20 protein-coding genes, 1 pseudogene, 1 CRISPR repeat array and 1 riboswitch are annotated in these 26,111 nt (G+C 29.2%); of the genes and pseudogenes, 3 read left to right on the top strand and 18 right to left on the bottom strand.

Annotated features, from left to right (window positions below):
• Positions 1-20: 20 nt before the first annotated feature.
• From cas6 to CKV72_RS12375, 12 genes are all read right to left on the bottom strand, one after another.
• Complete coding sequence (cas6, locus tag CKV72_RS04720; protein WP_095177633.1) at positions 21-758, bottom strand: CRISPR-associated endoribonuclease Cas6; 738 nt, start codon at positions 756-758, stop codon at positions 21-23.
• Positions 759-1,009: 251 nt separating this feature from the next.
• On the bottom strand, positions 1,010-2,644 hold the full coding sequence (tnpC, locus tag CKV72_RS04715; RefSeq protein WP_095177632.1) for an IS66 family transposase: 1,635 nt from the start codon (positions 2,642-2,644) through the stop codon (positions 1,010-1,012).
• Between the two features lie 89 nt (positions 2,645-2,733).
• Positions 2,734-3,084 (bottom strand): IS66 family insertion sequence element accessory protein TnpB, encoded by a 351-nt coding sequence (gene tnpB / locus CKV72_RS04710; RefSeq protein ID WP_095177631.1) that lies wholly within the window; start codon positions 3,082-3,084, stop codon positions 2,734-2,736.
• The gene (gene tnpA, locus CKV72_RS04705) at positions 3,078-3,410 is read right to left on the bottom strand and encodes an IS66 family insertion sequence element accessory protein TnpA (protein WP_095177364.1); all 333 of its coding nucleotides are present in this window, start codon (positions 3,408-3,410) and stop codon (positions 3,078-3,080) included. The genes tnpB and tnpA overlap by 7 nt, the downstream gene beginning before the upstream one ends.
• A gap of 137 nt (positions 3,411-3,547) precedes the next feature.
• Positions 3,548-5,593: a CRISPR direct-repeat array (repeat unit 30 nt; unit sequence GTTTCAATCCCTCATAGTTATTCTAAAAAC).
• A gap of 222 nt (positions 5,594-5,815) precedes the next feature.
• Positions 5,816-7,501 (bottom strand): cobaltochelatase subunit CobN, encoded by a 1,686-nt coding sequence (locus tag CKV72_RS04700; protein WP_095177630.1) that lies wholly within the window; start codon positions 7,499-7,501, stop codon positions 5,816-5,818.
• A gap of 51 nt (positions 7,502-7,552) precedes the next feature.
• Positions 7,553-7,792, bottom strand: coding sequence for a cobaltochelatase subunit CobN (locus CKV72_RS04695; protein WP_095177629.1), 240 nt, complete (start codon positions 7,790-7,792; stop codon positions 7,553-7,555).
• Positions 7,793-8,209: 417 nt separating this feature from the next.
• Positions 8,210-8,515: a hypothetical protein gene (locus CKV72_RS04690; protein ID WP_096635641.1), complete on the bottom strand. Its 306-nt coding sequence runs from the start codon at positions 8,513-8,515 to the stop codon at positions 8,210-8,212.
• Positions 8,502-8,630 (bottom strand): hypothetical protein, encoded by a 129-nt coding sequence (locus CKV72_RS12515; protein ID WP_276327143.1) that lies wholly within the window; start codon positions 8,628-8,630, stop codon positions 8,502-8,504. Before CKV72_RS12515 ends, CKV72_RS04690 begins: the two co-directional genes overlap by 14 nt.
• A 7-nt stretch (positions 8,631-8,637) precedes the next feature.
• The gene (locus tag CKV72_RS12105; RefSeq protein WP_157726533.1) at positions 8,638-8,814 is read right to left on the bottom strand and encodes a hypothetical protein; all 177 of its coding nucleotides are present in this window, start codon (positions 8,812-8,814) and stop codon (positions 8,638-8,640) included.
• A 229-nt stretch (positions 8,815-9,043) separates the two neighbouring features.
• Positions 9,044-9,172, bottom strand: coding sequence for a hypothetical protein (locus tag CKV72_RS12510; protein WP_276327142.1), 129 nt, complete (start codon positions 9,170-9,172; stop codon positions 9,044-9,046).
• 129 nt (positions 9,173-9,301) lie between these two features.
• On the bottom strand, positions 9,302-10,711 hold the full coding sequence (gene ltrA, locus CKV72_RS04680; protein WP_095177626.1) for a group II intron reverse transcriptase/maturase: 1,410 nt from the start codon (positions 10,709-10,711) through the stop codon (positions 9,302-9,304).
• 513 nt (positions 10,712-11,224) lie between these two features.
• Positions 11,225-11,419: riboswitch (cobalamin riboswitch) on the bottom strand.
• 237 nt (positions 11,420-11,656) lie between these two features.
• The gene (locus CKV72_RS12375) at positions 11,657-12,910 is read right to left on the bottom strand and encodes a transposase (protein WP_095177625.1); all 1,254 of its coding nucleotides are present in this window, start codon (positions 12,908-12,910) and stop codon (positions 11,657-11,659) included.
• A 587-nt stretch (positions 12,911-13,497) separates the two neighbouring features.
• Here CKV72_RS12375 and CKV72_RS04670 point away from each other — a divergent pair.
• Positions 13,498-14,909 (top strand): annotated as a pseudogene (locus tag CKV72_RS04670) (alanine/glycine:cation symporter family protein).
• Positions 14,910-14,932: 23 nt separating this feature from the next.
• Here the strand turns inward: CKV72_RS04670 and CKV72_RS04665 are convergent.
• Positions 14,933-17,275 (bottom strand): putative bifunctional diguanylate cyclase/phosphodiesterase, encoded by a 2,343-nt coding sequence (locus CKV72_RS04665; protein ID WP_095177624.1) that lies wholly within the window; start codon positions 17,273-17,275, stop codon positions 14,933-14,935.
• Positions 17,276-17,427: 152 nt separating this feature from the next.
• On the bottom strand, positions 17,428-18,180 hold the full coding sequence (locus CKV72_RS04660; protein ID WP_089868116.1) for a polysaccharide deacetylase family protein: 753 nt from the start codon (positions 18,178-18,180) through the stop codon (positions 17,428-17,430).
• A 973-nt stretch (positions 18,181-19,153) separates the two neighbouring features.
• On the opposite strand from CKV72_RS04660, the gene CKV72_RS04655 reads away from it, so the two are divergent.
• On the top strand, positions 19,154-20,176 hold the full coding sequence (locus CKV72_RS04655) for a 3D domain-containing protein (protein WP_160110524.1): 1,023 nt from the start codon (positions 19,154-19,156) through the stop codon (positions 20,174-20,176).
• Positions 20,177-20,233: 57 nt separating this feature from the next.
• On the opposite strand, the gene CKV72_RS04650 is transcribed toward CKV72_RS04655, so the two are convergent.
• Together CKV72_RS04650 and CKV72_RS04645 are read right to left on the bottom strand one after the other, a co-directional pair.
• Positions 20,234-20,800: a rubrerythrin family protein gene (locus tag CKV72_RS04650; RefSeq protein ID WP_089867660.1), complete on the bottom strand. Its 567-nt coding sequence runs from the start codon at positions 20,798-20,800 to the stop codon at positions 20,234-20,236.
• Positions 20,801-20,881: 81 nt separating this feature from the next.
• A complete protein-coding gene (locus tag CKV72_RS04645; RefSeq protein ID WP_089867657.1) occupies positions 20,882-21,238 on the bottom strand; it encodes an arsenate reductase family protein in 357 nt (118 codons plus the stop codon).
• 164 nt (positions 21,239-21,402) lie between these two features.
• Here CKV72_RS04645 and CKV72_RS04640 point away from each other — a divergent pair, with 164 nt between their 5' ends.
• The gene (locus CKV72_RS04640) at positions 21,403-22,680 is read left to right on the top strand and encodes a glycoside hydrolase family 18 protein (RefSeq protein WP_095177623.1); all 1,278 of its coding nucleotides are present in this window, start codon (positions 21,403-21,405) and stop codon (positions 22,678-22,680) included.
• A 128-nt stretch (positions 22,681-22,808) separates the two neighbouring features.
• On the opposite strand, the gene CKV72_RS04635 is transcribed toward CKV72_RS04640, so the two are convergent.
• Both CKV72_RS04635 and CKV72_RS04630 read right to left on the bottom strand, forming a co-directional pair.
• Positions 22,809-24,032: a YeeE/YedE family protein gene (locus CKV72_RS04635; protein WP_089867652.1), complete on the bottom strand. Its 1,224-nt coding sequence runs from the start codon at positions 24,030-24,032 to the stop codon at positions 22,809-22,811.
• A gap of 85 nt (positions 24,033-24,117) precedes the next feature.
• A complete protein-coding gene (locus tag CKV72_RS04630; RefSeq protein WP_089867649.1) occupies positions 24,118-25,818 on the bottom strand; it encodes an FAD-dependent oxidoreductase in 1,701 nt (566 codons plus the stop codon).
• Between the last annotated feature and the right edge of the window lie 293 nt (positions 25,819-26,111).

Genomic DNA, 26,111 nt, shown 5'->3' with positions numbered 1-26,111 from the left:
TATTCACCTTCTTTCTTAAATTACTTTTTTAATTCAATGCAACCAAAACCTTGAGAATTTTTAGATCCAAGGCCTGCATCATAGGCTATTTGTAAAAGTTCCTTTGATCCTTTTATTAAAAATTCTCCATTCCATCCTTTTATTATGGTGCCTTTATAATTTAAAACACTCTCTTTTGGCTCTCTTGTGGATAATAGCTTTATGTCAAAAGAATCATTTTGGGGAAATTTATTATATAAAGCTTTGTATTTATTTATTAAATTATTTCTTATTAGCTCATTAAATTCTTCTTCATAGGGACTATAATAGTAGGTTTTCTTTTTGTCAGCATTTTGCAAAGTACTATAAACAGTTATAGGTGATTTTGTATATATTTTTTCACTATTTCCTAACTCATTATAAGATGTTTCTATTTTATTTACTTTAACTGAATTTTTGCCCAGCCTTAAATTATCTTCCATAATTACATTAGAAGCTAAATATTGTATAAATCTTGTATCTAGAGATGATACTATAAGATTTACCTTATCAAAAAATGTTATGATTCCATTTTTTGAATTTACAGAAAATTTCCCATATAATTTTGAGAATGTGTACATTTTATAGGATCTATTATTGTATTCATAACCTTTATCATGGATAAATTTTTGGTATTTTTCGTCTCCAAGCCAATTTAAAATCATAGCCTGAACTAAATAATTATATTGTATTGGTACTTCCAATTTATCTGAAAAACTTATTTCTAAATTTGCTCTCATGAAATCTCCTCACCTATGTCATAATTTGTATATAAATATAACATATATTACTATATTTATACTTCTACACCATTTTTGTAAATCCTTCTAAAAACATGATTTTTTATTTATTAAAATGGAATTTTTTATTAAAATTTTCAACATAAAATATATCTATATTTGTAAGCGTCAAAGTTTTAGCACCTTTAATAATTCCAAGAATAGTATTAAAATATCCTAGTAAGGCAAGAATATGCTTTACTAGGATTAATTTATTTTTTATCTTTAATTTTCATATTTTCAGGAATCTTATCATTCCAAGGCATAAGATTCTCTAAGCTTTCGCTATCGTATATATCTATCTTTGATAGATTATCAAATAGATAGACTAAGTACCTTTCTACAACTAAATTATTAGCCTTGGCAGTTTCAACAATACTATAAATATTGCTACTTGCAGTTGCACCCTTAGCAGTGTTAGCAAATAAGAAATTTTTTCTTCCTATAACGAAAGGCTTAATTGCTCTTTCCGCAGCATTATTATCAACTTCTAGAGAACCATCTAATAATACATTTTTTAATCCTGGTAAATGCTTTTTAGCATACTCAAGTGCCTTACCTAACGGACTTCTTGGAAGAGCATCTTTTATTTCTCTTTCAACATAATCAATAAAGTTATCTATAATTGGAGCTAGTTTCTCAGTTCTTATTTTAAATCTAATATCATAATAATTTTCATCATTTGAATAAGATTCTCTAAGTTCTTTTTCAAGTTTATAAATTTGCTCACAATAATTAAACCCTATTATTGCTCTAGAATTTTTTAGGGCTTCTTCATCTAAATCTACTATTATATTATGAAAATATCTTCTTATGTGAGCCAAGCAATATACTCTTGTAGCTCCGCTAACGGAATTGTATCCATTATATCCATCCGTTTGGAGAAAACCTTTAAAATCTCCTAAGAAATTTTTAGGGCAAGAGCTTGATCTAGTGCGTTGGTAATCATATAAGATCACAGGCTTAGATTTGGTATTACTCATATATAACCACATATATTTCTTGGTTTTTGAATCCTTACCGTTATCATTAATTACCTTTAAGGTTGTTTCATCAGCATTAATGTAATTACGGCTAAGCAATTCTTTTTTCATATGGTTATATATTGGCTCTAAAGCATCTGCTGCAGACATAGTCCAATTGCATAGAGTTTGCCTTGAAAGGCTAGCGCCCATCATATCGAAGTAAGTTTCTTGCCTATAAAGTGGCATTGCATGTTGATATTTAAGTATTAGAGTATGTGCAATTAACTCATTTGAGGCCATACTATTATAAAAAATAGTTTTAGGTGCTTCTGGTGAAACTATTTTACTTTCACCAGTGGCTCTTTCGCATGTTTTACAAGCGTAGCTATAAATAACATGCTCCTCAATTATTAATTTAGCAGGAATGTATTTAACAATCTCTTTTCTAGATTTAACTCCGATAGGAGTAAGCTCTTCACCACATTCCTTGCAGTTAAGATCATCACCTTCTAATTTATGTTCAACAACAACTCTTTCTAAATTAGCTAAATTGTCTTTTTTTCCAGTATAATTACTTTTCTTAGCTCTTTTATATGTAATTTCTTCTAAAGTAGGTTTTTCCACCTTTGTATCACTAAATTTTTCGGCTTCGTTAAAAAGAGATAATTGGTTAGCATCTACTTGTTCACTGGATGCTCCAAATATCTTTCTATTTCTATTAGATATAACACCTTTTAAGAATTCTAATTCATTTTTAAGTTTTTTTATTTCTTCATCTTTTGAGTTTAATTCTTTATCTTTTCTATTAATTTCATGTTCCATTTTCTCAATTAATGCTTTTGTATTTTCATCAAGCTCATTAGTTAAAATTTCGTAACTCATAATTACCTCGTTAGTTTTATTTGATATCTTTATTATACCATAAAACCCTTGAAATCACTATACTTCAAGGGTTCAAAATTGATATTTTTTTAATAATAGTTACTTGCTTTTACAGGTTTAAATTTAGATTTTGTTCTTACTTCATAGCCTTTTAAAAGCCAACGTAATTCATCAAGATTAATTTTTAATGCATCGGCAGCTGTCGCTGGCCATTTGAAGCGATTAGCTTCTAAACGGTGATAATATAGCCAAAAACCTTCGTCAAAGTGAAGAATTTTTAATTTATCCATTTTCTTGTTGCAAAAAACAAATAGTGCTTTATCAAAAGGATCTAACTTAAATTGGTTTTGCACTATCATAACTAAACCATCAATACTTTTTCTTAAATCCGTATAACCGCAGGCAAGATAGACTTTTTCTACCTTATCTATATTTAACATTTTAGAATTAACTCCTTAATTATTGCTGTTATTAAAGTAGCTTCGCTAACAGGAATAAGGATATTAGCATTGCCTACATTAATTTTTACTTCTTTTAATGTAGATTTATTTTCTTTAGTATTATCAACTTTACTATTCAAAGAAATAGGCTGAAAAACAGGTTCTTTACTTTCAATTGCCTTTTCTACTCTTTTTTTATGGTAATAAAATTGACTCTTATTAAGGTTATTCTCAGCACAGAAATCTTTCACTGTTATTGTATCTTTAACAGAGTTAAATTTATTTAAATATTCCTCCCAAGCATCATTATCTAATTTTTTATACATAAGTAAACCTCCCATTGATAATCTTTTACTTAAGTTTATCAATGGGAGGGTATGTTTTCTAGATACTTAATTTTTGACGCTTACAGTTATTCTAAAAACTATGTATGTTTATCTATTATTTACTATGTATTTTAAGAGTTTCAATCCCTCATAGTTATTCTAAAAACATTACATCCGGACAGACTTGGAGGTAACGAAGAATCTTTGTTTCAATCTCTCATAGTTATTCTAAAAACCTTTATTTTTAATTGTTTAATGTTAACCAAGCTGGGTTTCAATCCCTCATAGTTATTCTAAAAACCATTAGGAGAAGTTTTAAGATTACCATTCGTGGAAAATGGTTTCAATCCCTCATAGTTATTCTAAAAACGGTTCTAAAGGGTTCAACCTAAAAAGCCCTTTCCCAGTTTCAATCCCTCATAGTTATTCTAAAAACTTAGACACGTGACCAAAGTTGGAAACAGCACAACGAGTTTCAATCCCTCATAGTTATTCTAAAAACAGAAATTTCCTCATATTCTTTATCATTGTTATAACCAGTTTCAATCCCTCATAGTTATTCTAAAAACAATCGGTGTGGTTGCTGCCTTCTTAATACTCCAATGTTTCAATCCCTCATAGTTATTCTAAAAACGTACCCACTGCCATTGTCATTAAATACGTCTTGATTACGTTTCAATCCCTCATAGTTATTCTAAAAACACTACAACTCTATTAAATACATATTTAACTGAGTTAGTTTCAATCCCTCATAGTTATTCTAAAAACAAGAGAACATAAACAACTATATAAGAGATGAGATAGGTTTCAATCCCTCATAGTTATTCTAAAAACGCGGGACTTGGATCTGGGTTTCTGGAAATACATACAACGGTTTCAATCCCTCATAGTTATTCTAAAAACTTACCTATATAACCATTTAATTTATTAAGGTCCATAGTTTCAATCCCTCATAGTTATTCTAAAAACTATCAAACTCCTTTTATTTAATTAATTCATCTTTTGTTGTTTCAATCCCTCATAGTTATTCTAAAAACGTATGAAGATATAATTTATCCTCAAATAGAAGAACAAAGTTTCAATCCCTCATAGTTATTCTAAAAACTGTTAAAAAACATGCTAAGGTTCAAAAGGTTAGTGAAAGGTTTCAATCCCTCATAGTTATTCTAAAAACTTCTTATCTCTTGCTTTTATATTTATTCCTAGTTTAGTTTCAATCCCTCATAGTTATTCTAAAAACTCTTCCATACCAATTAGCTTTATACTCCAACATTGTTCGTTTCAATCCCTCATAGTTATTCTAAAAACTAAAACTTTTTTATTATCCTGTGCTAAAATTCCGGAGTTTCAATCCCTCATAGTTATTCTAAAAACTCCTAATTTCATTCTTGATAAAGTACGTTGTTGAAATTTGTTTCAATCCCTCATAGTTATTCTAAAAACAGGTCTATCCCCTTGAATAATATGTGTATTAAGTCATGTTTCAATCCCTCATAGTTATTCTAAAAACTAGGGATTTAGTAAAGAATAGGAGCGTAGTATCTACTGTTTCAATCCCTCATAGTTATTCTAAAAACTATTTGATTTTTTTAATTGTTTTATTTCAGTATCGAGTTTCAATCCCTCATAGTTATTCTAAAAACACTTCTTGCATTTGCTCCATTCCCTCTTTCAACTTCGTTTCAATCCCTCATAGTTATTCTAAAAACTAATTACAGACGATACAATAGAAGCAGGGAAAAGAAAAAGTTTCAATCCCTCATAGTTATTCTAAAAACAAAATTAGTTATTTCATTTGTTTTCCCATTGTAATTTTGTTTCAATCCCTCATAGTTATTCTAAAAACAGTAGGAATTGACTTAGGATTAAAAGATTTTGCAAGTTTCAATCCCTCATAGTTATTCTAAAAACCATAAGTATATCTTGCGTTCTCGATTTTCTTTCTACCCAGTTTCAATCCCTCATAGTTATTCTAAAAACTCTATTGGAATTAGAAGAAAGCTATGAACTAGAATAGTTTCAATCCCTCATAGTTATTCTAAAAACTATCGACTTCTAGCAAGGTTAATTGATGTCTTAAAGCATGTTTCAATCCCTCATAGTTATTCTAAAAACCTGCTTATATTATATCACATATTTAATACTGGTATATTGTTTCAATCCCTCATAGTTATTCTAAAAACCAATTACATCTGCATTATAACACACTTTGTTAAAACTATCCATTGTTAACAAAGTGTAAACAAAAATATATAAATATTGCTTTACATCAATGAAATCAATACTTACGAGGCAATTAAAAATTGTCGTCGACCTCCCGCATTTTTTACAGGATTGGGGGTCGACGACTTTGTAAATTGTTATTAGTTAATAATTATTTTCTTAATATTAAACATAAAATTATCTTAAAATATATCATCAACATCTTTTAACTTATCGCTCCAAGATTCAATATCTTCATAGTTTAAAATCTCAATATCTCCGCCTTGAATTTCTCCCTTAGAGTTCTCTGATAACTCTTCCATATCTCCTTCTATTTTAATATAATTTTTTCTCAATTTATCTAAAATTTCTTTATCCGGATTCCATTTTTTCCTTTCATATAGCTCTAAAAATCTTCTTCCTATTTCCTCAACAGCATATTTATTATGTTCACTAAACCATTTAACCATTTCCTCATCATTTACATATAAATCCACCAATTTATCAATATCTTTATTATCAATATTTTTGGAAAGACATTGCCAATCAAATACACTTTGAATCCTTCTCATAAATTCTGATGCCCCAGTGTATCCATTTTTCTTAACATTCTCTTTCCACAAAGGGTTAAAAAAGGTTTCTTCCATAGTTTTTTTAATCTCTTCTTTTAATGTACATATTCTAATATTATCTTTATTCTCTGTTCCTCCATGGTACTGTTTCATTTCCTTTCCACTAAGAAGTTTTTTAACTGCTCTAAAACCTCCCTGTACTGATGCTGCGAATCCTGAAGATAGAACATCATACCTATTTGAAATAGTAGTATCATAAGAAATCTCTGATGCCTTAATATTTTCAACAAACTCATGCTTTGCCATGCGTCCATTTAAATTCTCTCCATAGGCATGAGAAGAAAAATACACAAATATTTTACCTATGTCCTTTTCATCTTTCCATGCACTAGCCATTAATGCTAGATTAACTCCAGAACCATAGGTTCCAGGCTTGTCTCCAAACACTCTCATTGTTGAACGTCTTTCTATATCCTCATTCTCACCTAACTCTTTAAGAACCCTTGCTATTTCAAATGTATTCTTTCTAACAAAATTGCTTTCAAAGGGTTCTTCAAGGGATGATGCAATAACCGTCCCCTTATCCATAAGATTTATTACATTAGGATAAGCGTCCCTGAGCACCCCAGAAATTCTTACAATCACATCAATTCTTGGACGTTTGAGTTTTTCTAAGGGTATTGCCTCTAAATCTACTACTTTTCCAGATTGATCCCATACATGTGTTATACCCATTAAATATAACATTTGGGATAATTGTTCTCCCTTTGCCATAGATATATCTGTAGATATCATATTCATAGCTATTTTTTCTGGAATTGTTCCTTCTTCCTCTATATATTTTTCTATAATTCCATTAGCTAATTTACATCCTATTTTATATGCTTCCTTTGTAGGGATTTTTTCGTAGTCCATTAAATAAAAATTTCTACCTGTAGGAAGAATATTTTCTAAATCATCACAGGGCATTCCTGAAAGACCAGGTTCTACAAAACTTCCATTTAACCCCTTTATCAGGTTCTTAGTTTCAAACTTCACCAATTTTAACTTATCATAAATATTAAGTATCTCATCTCTTAAATTATCTAATATTGTTTTTTCAATATGTTTATATTTTTCATATAATTCCTCACCAATCTTGGTACTGTCTCCACTTTGAATGTATCTACCAATTTTAATGTATTCCTCTATTAATTCCATAATTGTTACATTATAAATGTAATCATTTTCACATAGTTTCTTAATTAAAGTAGCATTTTTACTATTATTTTGTATATATTCCTTAATAAATGATACAGCTTCTTCAAAGCCTGGCACCTCACCTAAAACATGAAGCGTCCCTGTTTTACTATTACTTACTGCTTGTACTCAATAATCCTTTAGCTTCTCTACTCCTTCAATAAAATTCTCTTTAGAATTTACAATTTCCTCTGCACCATTTATTTCTTTTATTTTTCCTATTAATTTTTTATTTAAAAGTTTCTTATATCCATTTTTCTTAAGCTCTTTTAATATATTTACAACACTTTCAAAAACATCTAGTCCTGCTCCTAAACCAACTGTAGCTTCAACTCCTGAACAGGGTGCATTATGTAAAAATATGGCCAATTTCTTATATATATATTCATCTTTTAATTTCCTTTGCTATTTTACTATTTATTAAATTTCCATTGGTCTGCATCTGCATTTTAATTTCTGGATTATTTATTTTTTAAATATTCATGTATATCTTTAATAAGATTAAAATTTAAAAGGGGTTCTCCTCCTGCTAATTGAAGCTTAAATTTAGACTTTGGTATTTCCAATTTTTACAGAACCAAATCCAATACAAAAAAAGCAAATACAAAAAATGTTGCAATTAAAAGAAGTACTAAAAAAATTATATTTTTTGATTTCGTCTTTTGTATATTATCCATACTTTCCATGTTGTTTCTCCACTTTAAAGGAGAGTAAGTACTTACCCTCCTTTATTGTTTATTTTGATAATTTATAATAATGTCTTACTTTATGATCTTCAAATTCTTCTTAATGATAAATTGCTGCTAAATCCTCAATAATTTCATCTAGCTTGTCTACTGATTGATACCAGCAAGGTTGTGACACCCTTAGTTCTCCATTTTTAATGGATTTCATGTTTTTCATTATAGATACTTGTTTTACAAATTCATCTATGTTTTTAGGTCTTGTTTTTCCCATAAGTTCACAAACATATATATAAGTATTACTGCTCTTTGCATAAAAATCTTCAAAGATTATTGAATTGGCTCCACTCTTATCTTTTTCAACATACTTAAATACATAATCTCCACCTGCCATGTCATACATCTTCACTTGATATAATCCCCCAAATCTTTCCTTTGTATGGCATTCCAGCTGTTACTAATGAATTTTCCTTTCCTTTAACTTTCTCGCTTACTTTCTTAAAAATATCTTCAGACTTTCTCATATGCTTATCAGCTATATCTTCTTTGTTGTAAAAAGCAGCCATAAACTTTGTCCATTCTTTCTAAAGGATAATTTTCTAAGGATGATGCTTCAACAACATATGGTATTCCTATTTTCATTCTGTCATTTATTTCGTCAATATGTCCTTTATCTACATCATAAGTTGTAACACATTTTAGTATCAAATACGTCTGGTCTTATTAAAGAAGTATGTACAGTTGATAATAATAAAACGTTATCAACTGGCGTTTTGATAACTTCAGTAGCATCATGTCCTTTTGGTTTTTCTTGTCCCTTCGGTACTAATAATAACTTTCTATCAGCGCCATCTGTTATTAATTTAACATTATTATCTAAATATTTCACTTTGAATTTAGTTGCATATTTAATTTTGTCATATTTATGTTTTGATGTTTACTCTTGCTTTGTTTGTTTAGAATCACTATCTTTTTCCTCTTTGGATTTTTCACCACATCCAAAAAATGCAAACATAAGAATCCCACAAATAAAAATACTTAAAAACTTCTTCATATGTTTTTTCATTAATTTCATCTCTCCTGTTATTTTTATTATAGTATTTTAAAATAATCGAGTAGGAGGAAAATAATTATTTTATTTTCCGTCCTCTCACACCACCGTGCGTACCGTTCGGTACACGGCGGTTCAATAGAATTACCTAAATCTTAAATAACTCTCGGTTAATGTTATAAACCCTTGTTCTTTTAGGTAGTTATTAGATAATGTTGTATCTAAAACAGGGCTGTTGGAAATCCTCCAATAGCCTTTTCTTGTATTTGCATATTCCCATGCTTTAAAGTTATTCACCCCTAATTTGACTAAATTGTCATGTTTAGTTTTGATTTTCTTCCATTGTTTCCAATAACATAGGCGTAGCCTTCTTCTTAGCCAACCATCCAATTCTCTTAGAGTACTTTTTAAATCTGCTAACTTAAAGTAGTTAATCCAACCTGTCATCATTTGTCGTAATTTTATTGCACGATATTCCATGCTCATCGCATTACTTCTACTAGTAATCTTCTTAAGCGTAGCTTTTAATTTCTCTATTGATTTATTATGTACTCTTATTCCCATTTCACCTTTCTTGTTATAAAATGAGAATCCTAAATACTTTAATTTCCATGGTCTATCGACCTTGCTTTTCTCTTTGTTTACTTTAAGTTTTAAGTCTTCTTCTATGAACCTAGTTATGTTTTCCATTACTCTTATTGCTGCTTTTCTTGATTTTACATATATATTACAATCATCAGCATATCTACAAAAATTCAATTCTCGTTTTTCTAGCTCTTTATCAAGTTCATTTAACATGATATTGCTAAGTAATGGTGATAAATTTCCACCTTGAGGCACACCTTTTTCAGTAGAGTTTATTACTCCATTTATCATCACACCTGCTTGTAGATATTTTCTTATTAAAGATATCACTCTAATATCCTTAATTTCTTTATAGACTAAGCCTATTAATTTATCATGGTTTACTGTATCAAAATATTTTTCTAAATCTATATCTACAGCCCATTTATATCCATTATCCATGTACTCTTTGCATTTTAAGATTGCTTGATGAGCACTTCTACTAGGTCTAAATCCATAACTATTCTCTGAAAATTTCTCTTCAAATATTGGGCTTAAAACTTGAGCGATTGCTTGTTGTATCACTCGGTCAACTGCCGTAGGAATTCCTAGTGGACGTTTCTTACCATCTTGTTTTGGTATTTCTACACGTCTAACTGGGTTGGGTTTATAACTCCCTTCCAATATAGATTGCCTAAGGCTATCGACATTTTCTTTTAGATATTGTAGAAGTCCATCTACTTCCATACCATCAATTCCATGACTTCCTTTATTAGCTTTAACCCTTTTAAAGGCTTGATTTAGATTGTTTCTATCTATAATCTTCTCAAGCAATCCACTTACATATTTAATTTCAGCGTTCTGTTTCTTATCTAACGTCAATGAAATGCTAGGCGCTCCTACATATTCTTCGAGTTCCACTCTATCTTTCTGTAAGTAACCTTCTATATGAAGTTGTCTGCTTTCATCACATTTCTTTGTGTTTTTCAAAGTTTCAAAACCTCCTATCGTTCAGTCCTTCCTCTCGCTTTCGCGAATAGCAAGAGTACTATGACATCTGCTGACTTCTTAGATTTCAGTTATGTATCACTACATAGGTTATTGCTTCTAAATTCATTTCCACAATGTATATCTAAGACCTCCCCAGGTAAGAGCATAATCTTTCTCTCCATCTATCTGCCACATTTACATTACCTATTCTCGAGTAGTTATCGGGCTTCAGTTTGTTTAGCAACCTTACCCATAGGTACTGCCTTGTATGTGATTTCTGTCCGTCAGACCAGAGATTTGCCGCCGACTTCCTTCAAATTCCACCTCACGATGGACACCCTTGTCTTAAGCTATACACTTACCACTACTAGGGCGTGTTAGGGACTTTCACCCTTAAGATTACGCCCATGCTGGGCGCACTAAAAAGCCTCTTGACTTTTGTCAAGAGGTTTAACTATCCATTTTAGATAAGTAAATACCCTCCTATGAACGCCCCCCCTATCCTTCGTAGAGTTATAGTTCATTAAATAGGCAGGTATTCTGACTTAGGTTCATTATTTTTCCAAACCTTCCTAGATAAATCCAGTGGCATATTTTGAAAAAATTCCCCATCACAGCGGCGGAACCGTGCAGGATTCTCACCTGTTTCCCTATTAATTAAAATAATGATTCTTATTATTACTTTAAACCTATTTACTATCTTATTATCTCAATATTTAATTCATAATAATTATACATATGGTTGCTAATTTTATCAATAATTTTAAATATATTACAGAAGTTTAGCACCAAAATTCCAGTAAAAATTTTATTTTTACTGGAATTGTATTTTTTTACACTTACTTAAAGAGCTGGTAAGGTATTAGACCGATAGGTCGTAAAAATAGCTACACTTCCCCTTACCCCAAGAAACTTTAATAAAGAATTTCCAGTTTTATTTTTAGATTAGGTTTTTACAAACAGTGGATTATCCCAATTATCTTCTATAGTAAGCCTTTCATCTCTTATATCTTCAATTATGTCTACTTGAAGCATATGCTTCTTTCTAAAATTTCGTATGCATTTAAAAAAGTATAATTGCATTAAATTGAATGCTATTATTATAAACATTAATACAGTTTCTACGCCCGTAGGGCTATGAAGAAAACAATGGTCTAAATGCCATTCTGTTTTTAATTGATGAAAAGTATTGTTTTCAATATCCCATCTCTTATGTATTATTTTCCATAAAGTTTCTGCTGACGTAAATTTATCTGTTGTTATAATCCAGGTTTCTTTAATTTCCGATTTATCTCCGTTATAAATTTCTTCTACAAATTTTATAAACCTTACTTTTATTTCTGAATCAGCCATTTCAAAATTATCTTCATCCCAAGCTTGTATCTTTATATAGCTTTTACTTCCCTTATTAACTATCCATTCTTTATTTGCCTGACGGCATTTAAATAAGGCTAATGCATCCTTTACAATATTAAGTCGTTCCTCTTTAACCCTTACTACTGCATCCATCCCTATGGAAAGTACTTCTTTAATCCAAGTAGATTTACAATATAAAGCGTCAGCTACTATAATATCTGTAAAATGATGATGCTCTTTATATAACTTTTTAATTAGACGCTTACCACCTGTGAGTTCACCTTCATCTTTATCTGAACTATCTTTTTTAGGTTCAAGCATTTCTTGTCCTAAAATAATATGTGGATCTGAACCTACGGTTGAACATACCACTGATCTGTGAAAATAATGAGTAAGTCCATCTTTACAAACTCTAGAAAGACATTTGTCACAACATTTTTTGGTACTCTCAAATAGTTCTACACCATCTATAGCGACTACTTTTAAACCATCTATAGTGCCACTTCTAAACACTTTATTTTTTACAGTAGTTTTTATTATATGTTTATGCATTTCTTTTAATCCATCTAAATCAAACTCACTTAAAGAACGCCTAACGGCATCAATGCGTAGCATTTTAGTTTTTTTAGGTAATACTTTTTTAAATTTACCTTTTTTAAGCCAATGTTCTAATCTATTGAAACTTCTTATCTGAAGCATAAATCCAAATAACACCACAAAGGTAATTGTTGAAATTTTTACTGGTGATTTTACTTTTTTATCTTTTAAGGTCTTGATTTTTTCGCCAATATCATATACTTTATTAATATAAGTGAGTAATTGTTTTAAATAACTTTTGTTCATTTTATCAGCATCCTTTTTATTGAGTTTGTCGCAAAACTATTATAAAAAGGATGCTTTTATTATGCAAATTTTTTCTCTATAATTTCCAGTAAAAATCGGAAAATACAACATTTCTAATTATTCTTTATTAAATCTTATAAATCAACGGGCTAACCGCCCTAAAAAAATTCAAATGCTAAACTTCTGGAATTTTTTACTTTTATACTTTATAAAAAATCCTAAGTCAGTGTATATACTAACTTAGGATTTCTCATCATCTTTTTACTAGTTATATTTTAGATTAAATTCATTAACCGTCCCCTCTAGCTTTATAGCTTTATAGTAACCTCCCCAATTAAGTAAATTACTAAATATTTGTTAATTAAAAATAACATAAATATGTACTTTAAATAACCTACTACCCTCCTTTCTTATATATTTTCCCTATATATCTCTTCAGAATATTAAAATTTATGAAATACGCAAAAAACATTCTATCAAAATATATCATAATAAGTTATAATATAATGGATGTGTTTTTAACTTTATAATGTATATCTTGTACATTTAAGTTTAAAATCTATATATTATATCGAGGGGGAATTTTAATGCAAAGTTTAGAACAACTTATCAGTCTTTTAAATGACTGGCTGTATTCCTACGTTCTAATAGTATTACTAATAGGACTTGGTATTTATTTTACTTTTAAAATCAAATTTGGCCAGTTTAGATTAATTGGTCATATGTTTAAACTTATGACTGAATCCGCAGATGGAGTAGGTGATAAAAAAGGTATCACCCCTTTTAAAGCTTTCTGTATTTCTGCCGCTTCTCGTATAGGTACTGGTAATATTGCCGGTGTTGCAGTTGCTATAGCAGCTGGTGGCCCTGGAGCGGTATTTTGGATGTGGGTAATTGCCTTAATAGGTGGTGCTACAAGTTTTGTAGAAAGTACACTAGGTCAAATCTACAAAGTTAAAGATGGAGATACTTTTAGAGGAGGACCCGCTTATTATATTGAACAAGCTTTAGGTAAAAGAAAATTAGGCGTATTCTTCTCAATACTTACCGCAGTTACTTTTGGTTTTATTTTCAATTCTGTACAAGCTAATACAATAGCTAGTTCTTTTACAAAAGCATTTAACATTAAACCATTATATATAGGAATTGTCTTATTTATAGTAACAGGCTATGTAATCTTTGGTGGAGTTAAAAGAATTGCCAATGTTTCTGCTACTATAGTTCCAATTATGGCTAGTCTTTATATTCTTGTTGCTTTGTTTATTATGATTAAAAATATTACTTTAGTTCCTCATATGTTTGGTATGATATTTGCCAATGCCTTTGGAGTTAAAGCAGCTTTCGGTGGTACTCTTGGTGCTGCTATAATGAACGGTGTAAGAAGAGGATTATTCTCTAACGAAGCTGGTATGGGTAGTGTTCCTAACGCTGCAGCTACTGCTGATACATCTCACCCAGCTAAACAAGGTCTTATTCAAACTTTAGGTGTATATGTAGATACTATTTTGGTATGTAGTACTACTGCCTTTATAATACTATTATCAGGAATACTTAATACTCCTGGTGCTGCTGATCTAGAAGGTGTACAACTTACTCAGGCAGCTCTTAGCTTACAAGTAGGTAACTGGGGAAATACTTTTTAGCAATTTGTATTTTGTTATTTTCCTATAGCTCTATAATAGGTAATTATTATTATGGAGAATCTAATATTGAATTTATAGAGTCAAGTTCTGGATTCTTAACAGCTTATAGAATATTTGTGTTAGTTATGGTATTTTTAGGTTCTATTGCAAAGTTTGGACTAATATGGGATGCTGCAGATGTATTTATGGGTACCATGGCAGTTATAAACTTAATTGTAATTTCCAAACTTGGACCAATTGCCTTTGCTACCTTTAATGATTATGTAAAACAATTAAAAGAAAGTAATAATCCTGTATTTAAAGCTAGTAATATTAAAGGATTAGGCAAGGTTGAATGTTGGAACGATGATAACTAAGTAAACAGGGAGGGTTATTAATTTTATAAAAAATCAATAACCCTCCCTGTTTTACTCAAATACTTTTTCTCAAACTCTTTTATTTTTAAAGGCTTGTCCCATATGTATCCCTGGATTTCATCACAACCTAGTTCAATTAATTTTTGAAGTTGAAATTCATCTTCAACCCCTTCTGCTATAGTTTTAATATTCATTGTTTTAGCTATCATAATAATTGCCTTAACCACTTTCAAGTTAACTGAATCTGAAGATATATTATCTACTAACTCTTTGGCTATTTTTAACCTGTCAATATGAAATCTTTTAATATAACTCAATGATGAATAACCTGTTCCAAAATCATCAATAGATATCTTAACACCTATACAAGCTAATTCTTCTAAAACTTCTTTTATTACACCTTCTTGAGTTAATTCTATATTTTCAGTAATTTCTATATCTATTAATTTAGGATCTATTTCATTATGCTGTATAATTGTTTTTAAATTTTTAATAAAATCTAAACTGTTAATTTGTTTGGGAGATACATTAATAGCTACTCTTAAATTCATATTATTATATTTATTCCAATAAGATACTTGCTTAATTGCATTTTTCATAACCCAGTATCCTATGTCAACAATTATTCCACATGTTTCTGCAATAGGTATAAACTCCACTGGTGAAATAATCCCCTCCAAAGGACTATTCCATCTTATTAATGCTTCTACTCCAATAATTTCTTTTGTATTGCTATTAAACTGTGGTTGATAATGTATTTCAAATTCTTCATCAAACACCGCATTTTTCAGAAGTAATTCTAGTTTATTCTTTCTTTCTACTTTTCTACTTAAATTCTTATCATAAAATACATACATCTTATTTAGATCTTCTTTTGCATAATACATGGCAACATCTGCATTTTTTATTAAAGTGTTCCTGTCTAAATTATCTTCTGCACACATAGCAATACCTACACTAAAAGATACCTTAAATTTATAAGGTTCAATAATAATAGGTTTCTCATATAAACTAGCCATTTCTTCTACAAAATCTTGTATTTCAATTAAATCCCAAACTCCTTTTCTCGCAATTATAAATTCATCTCCACCTAAACGAGCTAAAATAGCATCATCGGGTATAAAAGATTCCAATCTATTTGAAACTTCTAATAAAACCTTATCTCCCATATCATGTCCATAGGAATCATTAATAATCTTAAAACCATTTAAATCCATATAAAAAACAACTATTGTTTCATCTGTTTTTTTGGTTAAAATCATCTCGTCTATTTTTTTCATAAAATATCTTCTATTATATAAATTAGTAAGTACATCCTGCTGAGATAATACTTTAAGCCTATCATTTGCCTTTATTAATTCCTTTGTTCTTTCTTCAATCTTTTTTTCAAGTAAATCATTTATTTCTATTTCTTTATCAAGCATATATTTATTATAAGTTGAAATTTTCACATAAGAACTTAAAACTTTATGTATTAAAATTATACCTGTAAAAAAAATTATCCATTGAATATCTAACTTATGTAACATAAACAACATTATTAATGGAATTAATAATATTAGTCTACCTTTTTTATTATTATCTATATTGTCTGGTAAATTAAAACTTTCTTCTATATATTGTTTTTCATATAATAATTTATAAGCACCTGCTATAGCAAATAAAATAAATGTAAGCATAAATAGTCCATCTAAAATGGAATTAGGAATATAAACACCCATTAATTTTTGATGCACATATAGTAACTCTGATATTGTATATACAATTATTCCTAAAACTATTAAGATATTTGTTACAGATTTTTTTTTGCTTCTTATAGAAATAAACATTATATAAATAATACTCAATGAAATAAAGTCCGTAGCTATGTATAAAAAGGTTGTTAACTCATATATATTGCTCAATATAAATTCAAATTGTTCTCCTAAAATCAATATCCAAAAAAAACTTAACATTAATATTAGCGTGGTGGTTGTATCTACAATAAGTTGTACATACTCTAATTTTTTTATATTTTTTATAAAATATAATATTACAGTAGATATAATAAACAAATTAGGTATTATGTATATATACATAAATAAATCTATATTTTCTGGATTAATTTTAAATATCAAATCATAGATTCCCCATAACAAATCACATATACCCCAACTCAAACAAGATAGTGCTAATAACATCCAATTATTCTTATAGATATCAATTTTTTTAGATATTATAATAAGAAAATAAGATGTTAAAAAAGCTATTACTGGAGAAAGTATATTTCCCCAGTAATTATTTTCGTATATAATGGCTATATTATAAATTAGGAAAAATATAATTAATATTGTTAATTGATATTTTATTTTCTTTGCTTCATTCATTATACCTTCTCCCCATTCAATTCAGAAAATCTTGTTTGATTTATTTTATACTTTTTAACTAACTTTGTAAATTATTTTTATTTAAAAAAATAATTCTTAGCATTTATTAGCTATTTCCATAAATTCAATACATACTACTTAAATTTGCTCTTTTAGTTTTCTATTTTTCTTTTAAATTTTTTTATATTTGTATATCCGCTTATAAAAACCCTTTTTAATTCATACAATCCATTGTTGCTATTTGCAATACCTCTTTTAGTGGTAAATGCCATTTTATATCCTTCTTCTTTCAAATCTTCTATTACTTCTTTATTATATTTTCCAAAAGGATACGCTATATATTTAACCTCCTTATCTAGTAGTTTTTCAATGGTATTTTTAGATTCCCGTAAATTTCTTGCTCTATCTTCTTTTGATAGCTTATCTAATTTTGAATGATTAGTAGTATGACTTTCTATATCTATTCCATTTAAGGCTACCTCTTTTAACTGATCTGAGTTCATAAAATAAGAACTTCCTTCTATATAATCTGTTATAGTAAAAATAGTCGCTCTAAGTCCAAATTCTTTTAATATAGGGTAAGCATTTTTGTAATTATCACTATACCCATCATCAAAAGTTATGACTACAGATTTATCTAAAAAAGGTATATTATTTGTTAAATGATCATACAGCTCGTCCAAAGATAATGTATTATAGCCATTATCTTTAAGATATTTCATTTGTTTATAAAAATTATCCTCTGGTACTTTAAATAATCCTTTTTCATTTTCTGATATAGAATGATACATAAATATTGGAATAGAAGATTCTTTTTCACTTTTTGAATGAGATTGGTTTAAAAACCCCGGTAAGACAAAGACAATTATTAATATAGGAAATATAATTTTATATATTTTTTTCAAAATCTCACTTCCTTAAACTTAATCCGTAAAATAAAAATTTTGCGTAACAAAATTTTTATTAATGAACAAGGAATAATGAATAATGAACAATTTAGGATGATTTTCTTCCTTACGTCAGAAAATCTTTAATCTTATTAGTTATAATTGAAAATGGAGAATGGAAAGTGGAGAATGATTGACAACTTTTCTCCATTCTCAATTATATCTACATTTACATTTTTATTGATGGCTTGTTAAAGCTTTGCTAAACATAACTTCAGTTTCTACAAAAATTAAAATCAAAAGTTTTTATTTAACAAATAAATAAAATAAATTATTATATAAAGATTAATTTATTTTAAATCTCATCAGATTTTATAAAATTAAAATTTTTTCGTAATGACAATGAAGAAAAAATGTCTATCATTTTCAATTTTCAACTTTCAATTTTCAATTATATTATAAAATTAAAGATTTTCTGTAGCAAAGCGGAGGAAAATCTTCCTTCATTGTCCTATGTCAATTGTCCTCTGTCCTCTGTTAAAAAAATTACTTCGTAATTTTTTTATACTGCGCAAAAGTTTTTTATTTTATTATATCACTATTCTACATATGTGTGCATATAATCTATTATTTCAACATTTCTTATCCAATAAATCAATAAATCAATAAATCCATAAAAATATCATCCCTTATTCTTTCTTTAAAATTTAACTTTCCTATTAAATTATTTTATAAATACTTAGTTTTTCTTGAGTTTCTAGCTTTTTACCAAGCTTTCCCATATTATGCCTTGTATTTTATTTCTCTCAGTGATATAATTATCGCCATAATAGTTTTGCTTTTTACTCAAAATAATTAGCTGAAAATAAAACTTACATAAAAATGTTTTTTACTTCATATGATTAATATTAAAATTATGTAATATGGAGGTTTGCAGATTTAAGATTTGACTTTATTCTTTCCACAGCACAAATGTAGAGAGGAGATGACTATGATTTCTAATTTAAAAGATTTTTTCAAGAGAAATAATAGCAAAAAATCCACAGCTCAAATTCTTGTGTTACTATCTGTAATTGTTATAACTACTTTTGTTGCTCTATCTAGAAAAACTGTAACTTTAGCAATAGATGGAGAGGAAAAGAAATTTACAACTTATCAAAGTAATGTCCAAAGTTTCTTAGATAAAGAAAATATTAAATTAAATCCAAAGGACAAAATTGATAAAGATATGGATAGTAAACTATCTAATAAAGATGTTATAAATATTAGAAGAGCTGTAAATGTAAAAATTAATGTAGACAACAAGGAACTAGCTATAAAATCTGCAGAAAAAGATGTTGCATCGATGTTAAAGGCAGAAAAAATAGTTTTAGGCTCTGATGATAAAGTTTTACCAACAAAAAATACAGCCCTAACTGATGGTATGAAAGTAGATATAACTAGGGTTGAAAAAAAGACCATTACTCTGTCCGCTCCTGTTAATTTTAACACTGTAGTTAAAAATGATACTAGTATGTTAAAATCTCAAAAAAAGGTTTTGCAAGAAGGAGAAAAGGGAGAAAAACAAATTACTACAAATGTAGTTTATGAGAATGGCAAGGAAACTTCAAGGAAAGTAATAAAAGAAATCATTACTAAAAAACCCAAGGATAAAATTATAGCCCAAGGCACTCTATCTCCTACCCCTGTTTCTAGAGGAACTAGTAATTCCTTTGCAAACTCAGGTGTACTTAGAGTAAAAGCTACTGCTTATTGGGCAGTTAATGGAGTAAATAATACCTATACTTACTCTGGCAGAAAGGCTGTAAGAAATCCAAATGGTTACAGTACTATAGCAGTTGATCCAAGAGTTATTCCGCTAGGAACAAAGCTCTATGTTGAAGGTTATGGATACGCAATAGCTGCTGATACTGGTACTTCAGTTAAAGGAAACTTTATTGATGTTTACTTTGACACCTATAAAGAAGCCTGTAACTGGGGATTAAAATATGTAAATGTGTACATTCAAAACTAATATAAAAAATAGACATGTGGATTTAAATCTCCATGTCTATTTTTTTATATTTATATATTAAAATTCTTTAAACTTATCCTTTGGTACTCCACATACAGGACATTTATCTGGTACTTGATCTAATGATTCTACCTCTATAGTAAAACCACATACAGGACACACATAAAATTTATTATCTTCCATATCTTTGTTTTCTTTTGCTAAATCTTGAGCCTTTTTAAATAATTCAGCATGTTGTTTTTCTGCTTCTACTGCATAGTGAAAGGATCTTTGTGCATCTTTTTCCTCTTGGAATTTTGCAGTTTCTAAATATACAGGATACATTTGTTCTATTTCATGTAATTCCCCGTTAATAGCTCCTTGTAAGTTTTCTACTATGTTTGTCTTACCAAATACTGCTCCTGCTGGCACTGTAAAGTCTCCAACTTGCTCCTTAAGTACTGTAAAGTGGTTGGATGCATGAACTCTTTCTGCATAAGCTACTGCTTCAAATAGTCTTCCTATATTTGGAAAACCATCTTTTTTAGCGCTTTCTCCCCAAACTAAATATCTCATATGTGCCATACTTTCTCCACCATATGCTGATCTTAAAAAATCTGCTGTCATTGCATTTTTTACTGACATAATATCACCTCATATAATATTTAAATTTTTAATATATTAACACTATAAAGTCTTACCAAATTTGGCAAAAATAATTCATATCTACAGTAATTTCTCCTTCCACTGCTCTTCTTTAAATCCTGCTAATACAAAGTCATCGGCTACAACCAATGGTCTTTTAATTAACATTCCATTAGTTGATAATATATCAACCAATTCTTCAAATTCCGCTGTTTTAACTTTATCTTTTAAATTCATTTCTCTATAAAAAACTCCACTTGTATTAAAAAACTTTTTAATTGGAAGACCACTTCTTTCAATCCATTGTATTAGTTCTTCTTTTGTAGGATTATCTTCTACAATGTGTCTATCTTCAAAACTAATATTATTATGTTGTAACCATTTTTTAGCTTTCTTACAAGTACTACATTTAGGATATTGTATAAATAAATATTTCATAAGTTCACCTACTTTTATTTATTATTAACTAATACTTATTATCAATTATAATACATTTTCTAAAATTATGCAAGCATTCCCATTTAATTTTTTTAATTTTTTCTTCACCACCTATAAAACATTTCATAAACTAATTATGTGTGTACTTTTATAGGAGGATTTTAATGATTATTCACATAGTAAAGCCTGGTGAGAATCTTTGGCAAATATCAAACTATTATGGTGTACCTCTTGAGGAAACAATAAATGCTAATAAACTTCCTGATTCAAATGATTTAGAACTTGGTCAAGCTATTATTGTGCCTGTACAAGGAGTTTTTCATATTGTTAGTGAAGGTGAAACATTATGGGAAATTGCTCAGACATACAATACTACTGTTGAAGCTATTTTAAAAGTAAATAATATTTCAAATCCATCTAATATATCTCCAGGACTTCAATTGTTTATTCCAGGTGTTCTTAAAGATCGACCAGATATTTATGTAAATGGATATATATATGATTTAGGTGAAAATGCTGTACCAATTGTTATGGACGATGGTGATTTTCTAACTTACTTAAGTCCCTTTGCTTATATGGTAAAAGAGGATGGTTCTCTTGAACCTATAGATGATTTGCCTGCAATTAATGCAGCTTATTCAAAGAATGTAGTTCCCATGATGTCTATAATTAATTTTACATCCACAGAATTAGGACAAAATCTTTCCCATGTTGTACTCTCTAGTACCGAAATAAGTAATAACTTAATTACAAATATACTTAATATATTAAAAGAAAAAAACTACAAAGGTGTTAATATAGACTTTGAAAATGTGCTGCCAGAAGATCGTGAACTTTATAACAATTTTCTTCAAAGCCTAGTAGATAGCCTTCATCCAGAAGGATTTTTTGTATCTACAGCTGTAGCTCCTAAAACCAGTGGAGAACAAACAGGCCTTTTGTATGAAGCTCATGATTACGAAGCCCATGGCAGAATTGTAGATTTTGTAATTTTAATGACCTATGAATGGGGATATAGATTAGGACCACCTCAGGCAATTTCTCCAATTAATAAGATAAGGGAAGTTCTTGATTATGCTGTAACTGTAATACCTAGAAACAAAATTTATCTTGGTTTCCAAATATATGCGCGAGACTGGGTTCTCCCTCATGTTCAAGGACAAGAGGCTCAAACCTTTAGTGTTCAAGAAGCCATAAGAAGAGCTAACAAATATAACGCTACAATACAATACGATCCAGTATCCCAATCTCCATTTTACAGATATAAAGATGAAAATGGTATAATGCATGAGGTATGGTTTGAAGATCCCCGAAGTGCTCAAGCAAAATTTGATTTGGCAAAAGAATATAATTTAGCTGGAATAAGTTATTGGGCCTTAGGATTTCCATTCCCACAAAATTGGACTCTACTTGCAGATAATTTTACAATTAAAAAATTATAGGGGACGGTTAAGCTATTTTTAGCCATTTTCAGCTATTTGGAAATAATAAATAGTGAATAGCTATGGATATTTTTCTACATTTTATTTGAAAAATTATCCTTAACTATTCACTTATTTTATATATCTAATTAAATTGTAACGTTAAATTTTCTAACTAAATTAACTCCTATTATTCCTCCTACGGTCATAGCTGGAAGGAACACCCATCCAGATAAGGAGAAGTTACATATTGCTGAATACAATGCACCTGCATTACATCCTAGTCCAACTCTAGCTCCATATCCCATTGTCAATCCACCAATTGCATAAAATAATATATCTCTGAATTTAAAGTTTTTCTTAAATGAGAATTTACCTGCTAATAACAATGATATAGTTGCTCCTAGGATTATTCCTATATTTCTCATGGAAGATGGATCATTTAAAAAGCCACCATTTATCTTCTTCATTCTACTTGCAAACCATGGCCAATCTGAAACATCAACTATTCCTACACTTTGATATAACCAAGCTCCCCAATCTGCAAAAGTTGAAGTTACACCCCAGCTCTTTCCTGTTGTAAGAATTATTGCAACAAACATAATAGTTAAGCACACTGCTCCTGTATAAAAAGACCATCTTTGTACAAAGAATTTATGATAAGTTTCTTTGCTAAAAAATTTATAGTTTGCAGTTTCTGGTAATGGTTTTTCCCAATCACTGTACTCTTCTTTTGTATAAGTGTTTTCTCTTTTTCTTTTATCTTCATATTTCTTAGTTATAACATAAATTAATAAAAATCCTAAAAGTGATACTATGATAGCTCCTAAATATCCAAATACATCTGGAAGATAAACTTTTCCTCCTACTTTAAAAAATACACTCTTTTCCCACCATGGCATATGATATACACCAATTAAGGATCCAGTTATAAAGAAAAATAATACTATAAGTGCTCTTATTTCACCTTCACCTGCATCCGTTAATGTTCCAGAAGCACATCCTCCACCAAACATCATACCTATACCAAATAATACTCCACCAATTACTGTTCCTAAATTTGTTGGTTTAACAGAAGACATCGCTGGAATTTTTGCTCCTTCCATAAAAGCTCCATAATGTATTGCTGCCGTAGTTAATAAACTTATAGTAAACAAAAACATTAGGGCTTTTGTTAATGTACCATCTCCTGTTACATATATTTTCTTTACTCCACCTGCAAAACCAAATCTTGATCTTTGCATAACGTATCCAATTGCTAGTCCTGTAATTAAAAATAATGCCAATTTAGGATCTTTTGCATTTTGAAATGATCCAAACATTGTTAAAGCTACTATTAGCGCTAGTCCAATAAAAGTTTGCTTTTTATTCATAGGTTTTATTCACTCCTGTTCTATATATTAGTGCATTTTATTTCATATATAAAGGGGCAAATTAAAGCCCCTTTTTTTATTAATATTATAAGAAATTGTAATCTGTAACTATTTTTTCTCTTCCTGTTGTCTGATCATTAAAGTATTCATAGAAGGATATTCCCATAAATCCACCAGATACATTATAGATATTATCAAATCCTAAGTGTTTTAATGCCATTGCCGCATTATAACTTCTTTGAGCACTTCTACAATGTAAGTAAACTGGTTCATCCTTTGGAATTTCATCTATTCTATCTCTTAACTCGCTTAGTGGTATATTTTTAGCTCCGATTATGTGGCTTAATTCATATTCGTGCTTTTCTCTTACATCTATTATGCAAGCACCCTTCTCAACTAAACCTCTTACATCATATTCATGGACTTGTTTGAATTCATCATGTAATAAGTTTGATCCAACATATCCTGCAAAGTTAACAACATCTTTAGCTGTTCCAAATGGTGGTGCATAGCAGAATTCTAAGTCTCTTAAGTCATTTATAGTTGCTCCAAATTTAATAGCTGTAGCTATAACATCAATTCTCTTGTCTACATTTCCTCTACCTATTGCTTGTGCTCCTAATATTTTTCCAGTTGGTATTTCAAATAATAATTTGAAGTGAAGTGGTTCACATCCTGGCATTAATCCAACCTTATCTCCAGGGATTACTTTAACTGTTTCGTATTGTATATCTAAGTTAAGGGCTTTTATCATTCCTTCATTTAATCCAGTAGAAGCTCCATTATAATCAAAACATTTCACTACTGAAGATCCAATATATCCTGTATTTGGTACTAATCTTCCATGGATATGATCTGCAACTTCTCTTGCTTGTTTTTGTGCAGGTCCTGCTAGTGGAAGCTTAGTCATTTTACCAGTTAATGCATGATATACTTCGATAGCATCTCCTACTGCATAAATATCTTTATCGTTAGTTCTGTAGTTTTGATCTACTTTTATTCCGCCTAATTCGCCAATTTCAAGTCCTGCTTTTACTGCAAGATCTGTTTCTGGCGTTACTCCAATTGCCATAACTACAGCTTCTGATTCAACTTTTTTTCCTGACTCTAATACTACTGTATCCTTTTCAAAGGATGCTACTTTATCGTTAAGAATTAGGTTTATACCCTTATCATGTAATTCTTTATGTAGAATTTGAACCATATCGTAGTCAAATATTCTCATAACTTGTGGCATAGCTTCTACTAAAGTTACATTAAATCCTGCTTCTTTTAAATTTTCTGCAACTTCTATACCTATAAATCCACCACCTACTACTGTAGCATTTTTACTTTTCATAGTGCTTACAAATTTATTTAATTTATCTATATCTATAACATTTCTTACTGTAAATAAGTTTACATTTTCAATTCCTTTTATTGGTGGAACTACTGGCTTTGCTCCTGGTGATAATATTAATTTATCATAGTTTTCAGTGTATTCTTTACCAGTTAGTGTATCTTTAATTGTTATTTCTTTTTTAGCTCTATCTATATCAATAACTTCACTATTTACTCTAGCTTCGATATTGTATTGTTTTTTGAATTGTTCTGGTGACATAAGTACTAATTGGTTAGCTGTTTTAATTAATCCAGCTAAGTGATATGGTAGACAACAGTTTGAAAATGATACGTGAGGACCTCTTTCAAACATTATTATTTCGTCTTCTTCACTAAGTCTTCTTAATCTTGCTGCTGTGGACGCACCTCCGGCAACTCCGCCTACTATTAAATATTTTTTACTCATGGCATATCCCTCCATTATATTATTTAATGCTATATTTTTTGTGAATTATAAAATAAACAAATCTAAAACATTTACAGAAATAATTGCAATTGTAACTGCAGTTTTACAATCATTATTTTTTATTTATTTAATTTCATTTGTTAAAATTCTTTCAATGTCAATTATAGTACAAGCTAAGCCTCTTTCATAATAAACATGTGTTATGTACCATAAGCTTTTATTATAACCATTGATTTTAAAGGCTTTGCGCTGATGAATTTTTGATTATTTTTTGACAAAAGGGATTTTTGATT

It is taken from the genome of Clostridium cochlearium (genome assembly GCF_900187165.1).
In the GTDB taxonomy this organism is placed as follows: domain Bacteria; phylum Bacillota; class Clostridia; order Clostridiales; family Clostridiaceae; genus Clostridium_G; species Clostridium_G cochlearium.
Note: the sequence above shows the minus strand (reverse complement) of the source record. Positions and strands in the feature narration are given on the sequence as shown.

What these genes read in the sequence shown, in the direction of transcription:
- cas6 (WP_095177633.1), bottom strand. Translation starts at nt 758, where the DNA reads ATGAGAGCAAATTTAGAAATAAGTTTTTCAGATAAATTGGAAGTACCA.
- tnpC (WP_095177632.1), bottom strand. Translation starts at nt 2,644, where the DNA reads ATGAGTTACGAAATTTTAACTAATGAGCTTGATGAAAATACAAAAGCA.
- tnpB (WP_095177631.1), bottom strand. Translation starts at nt 3,084, where the DNA reads ATGTTAAATATAGATAAGGTAGAAAAAGTCTATCTTGCCTGCGGTTAT.
- tnpA (WP_095177364.1), bottom strand. Translation starts at nt 3,410, where the DNA reads ATGTATAAAAAATTAGATAATGATGCTTGGGAGGAATATTTAAATAAA.
- CKV72_RS12515 (WP_276327143.1), bottom strand. Translation starts at nt 8,630, where the DNA reads ATGAGAAAGTCTGAAGATATTTTTAAGAAAGTAAGCGAGAAAGTTAAA.
- CKV72_RS12510 (WP_276327142.1), bottom strand. Translation starts at nt 9,172, where the DNA reads ATGAAAAAACATATGAAGAAGTTTTTAAGTATTTTTATTTGTGGGATT.
- CKV72_RS12375 (WP_095177625.1), bottom strand. Translation starts at nt 12,910, where the DNA reads ATGAACAAAAGTTATTTAAAACAATTACTCACTTATATTAATAAAGTA.
- CKV72_RS04665 (WP_095177624.1), bottom strand. Translation starts at nt 17,275, where the DNA reads ATGAATGAAGCAAAGAAAATAAAATATCAATTAACAATATTAATTATA.
- CKV72_RS04655 (WP_160110524.1), top strand. Translation starts at nt 19,154, where the DNA reads ATGATTTCTAATTTAAAAGATTTTTTCAAGAGAAATAATAGCAAAAAA.
- CKV72_RS04650 (WP_089867660.1), bottom strand. Translation starts at nt 20,800, where the DNA reads ATGTCAGTAAAAAATGCAATGACAGCAGATTTTTTAAGATCAGCATAT.
- CKV72_RS04645 (WP_089867657.1), bottom strand. Translation starts at nt 21,238, where the DNA reads ATGAAATATTTATTTATACAATATCCTAAATGTAGTACTTGTAAGAAA.
- CKV72_RS04640 (WP_095177623.1), top strand. Translation starts at nt 21,403, where the DNA reads ATGATTATTCACATAGTAAAGCCTGGTGAGAATCTTTGGCAAATATCA.
- CKV72_RS04635 (WP_089867652.1), bottom strand. Translation starts at nt 24,032, where the DNA reads ATGAATAAAAAGCAAACTTTTATTGGACTAGCGCTAATAGTAGCTTTA.
- CKV72_RS04630 (WP_089867649.1), bottom strand. Translation starts at nt 25,818, where the DNA reads ATGAGTAAAAAATATTTAATAGTAGGCGGAGTTGCCGGAGGTGCGTCC.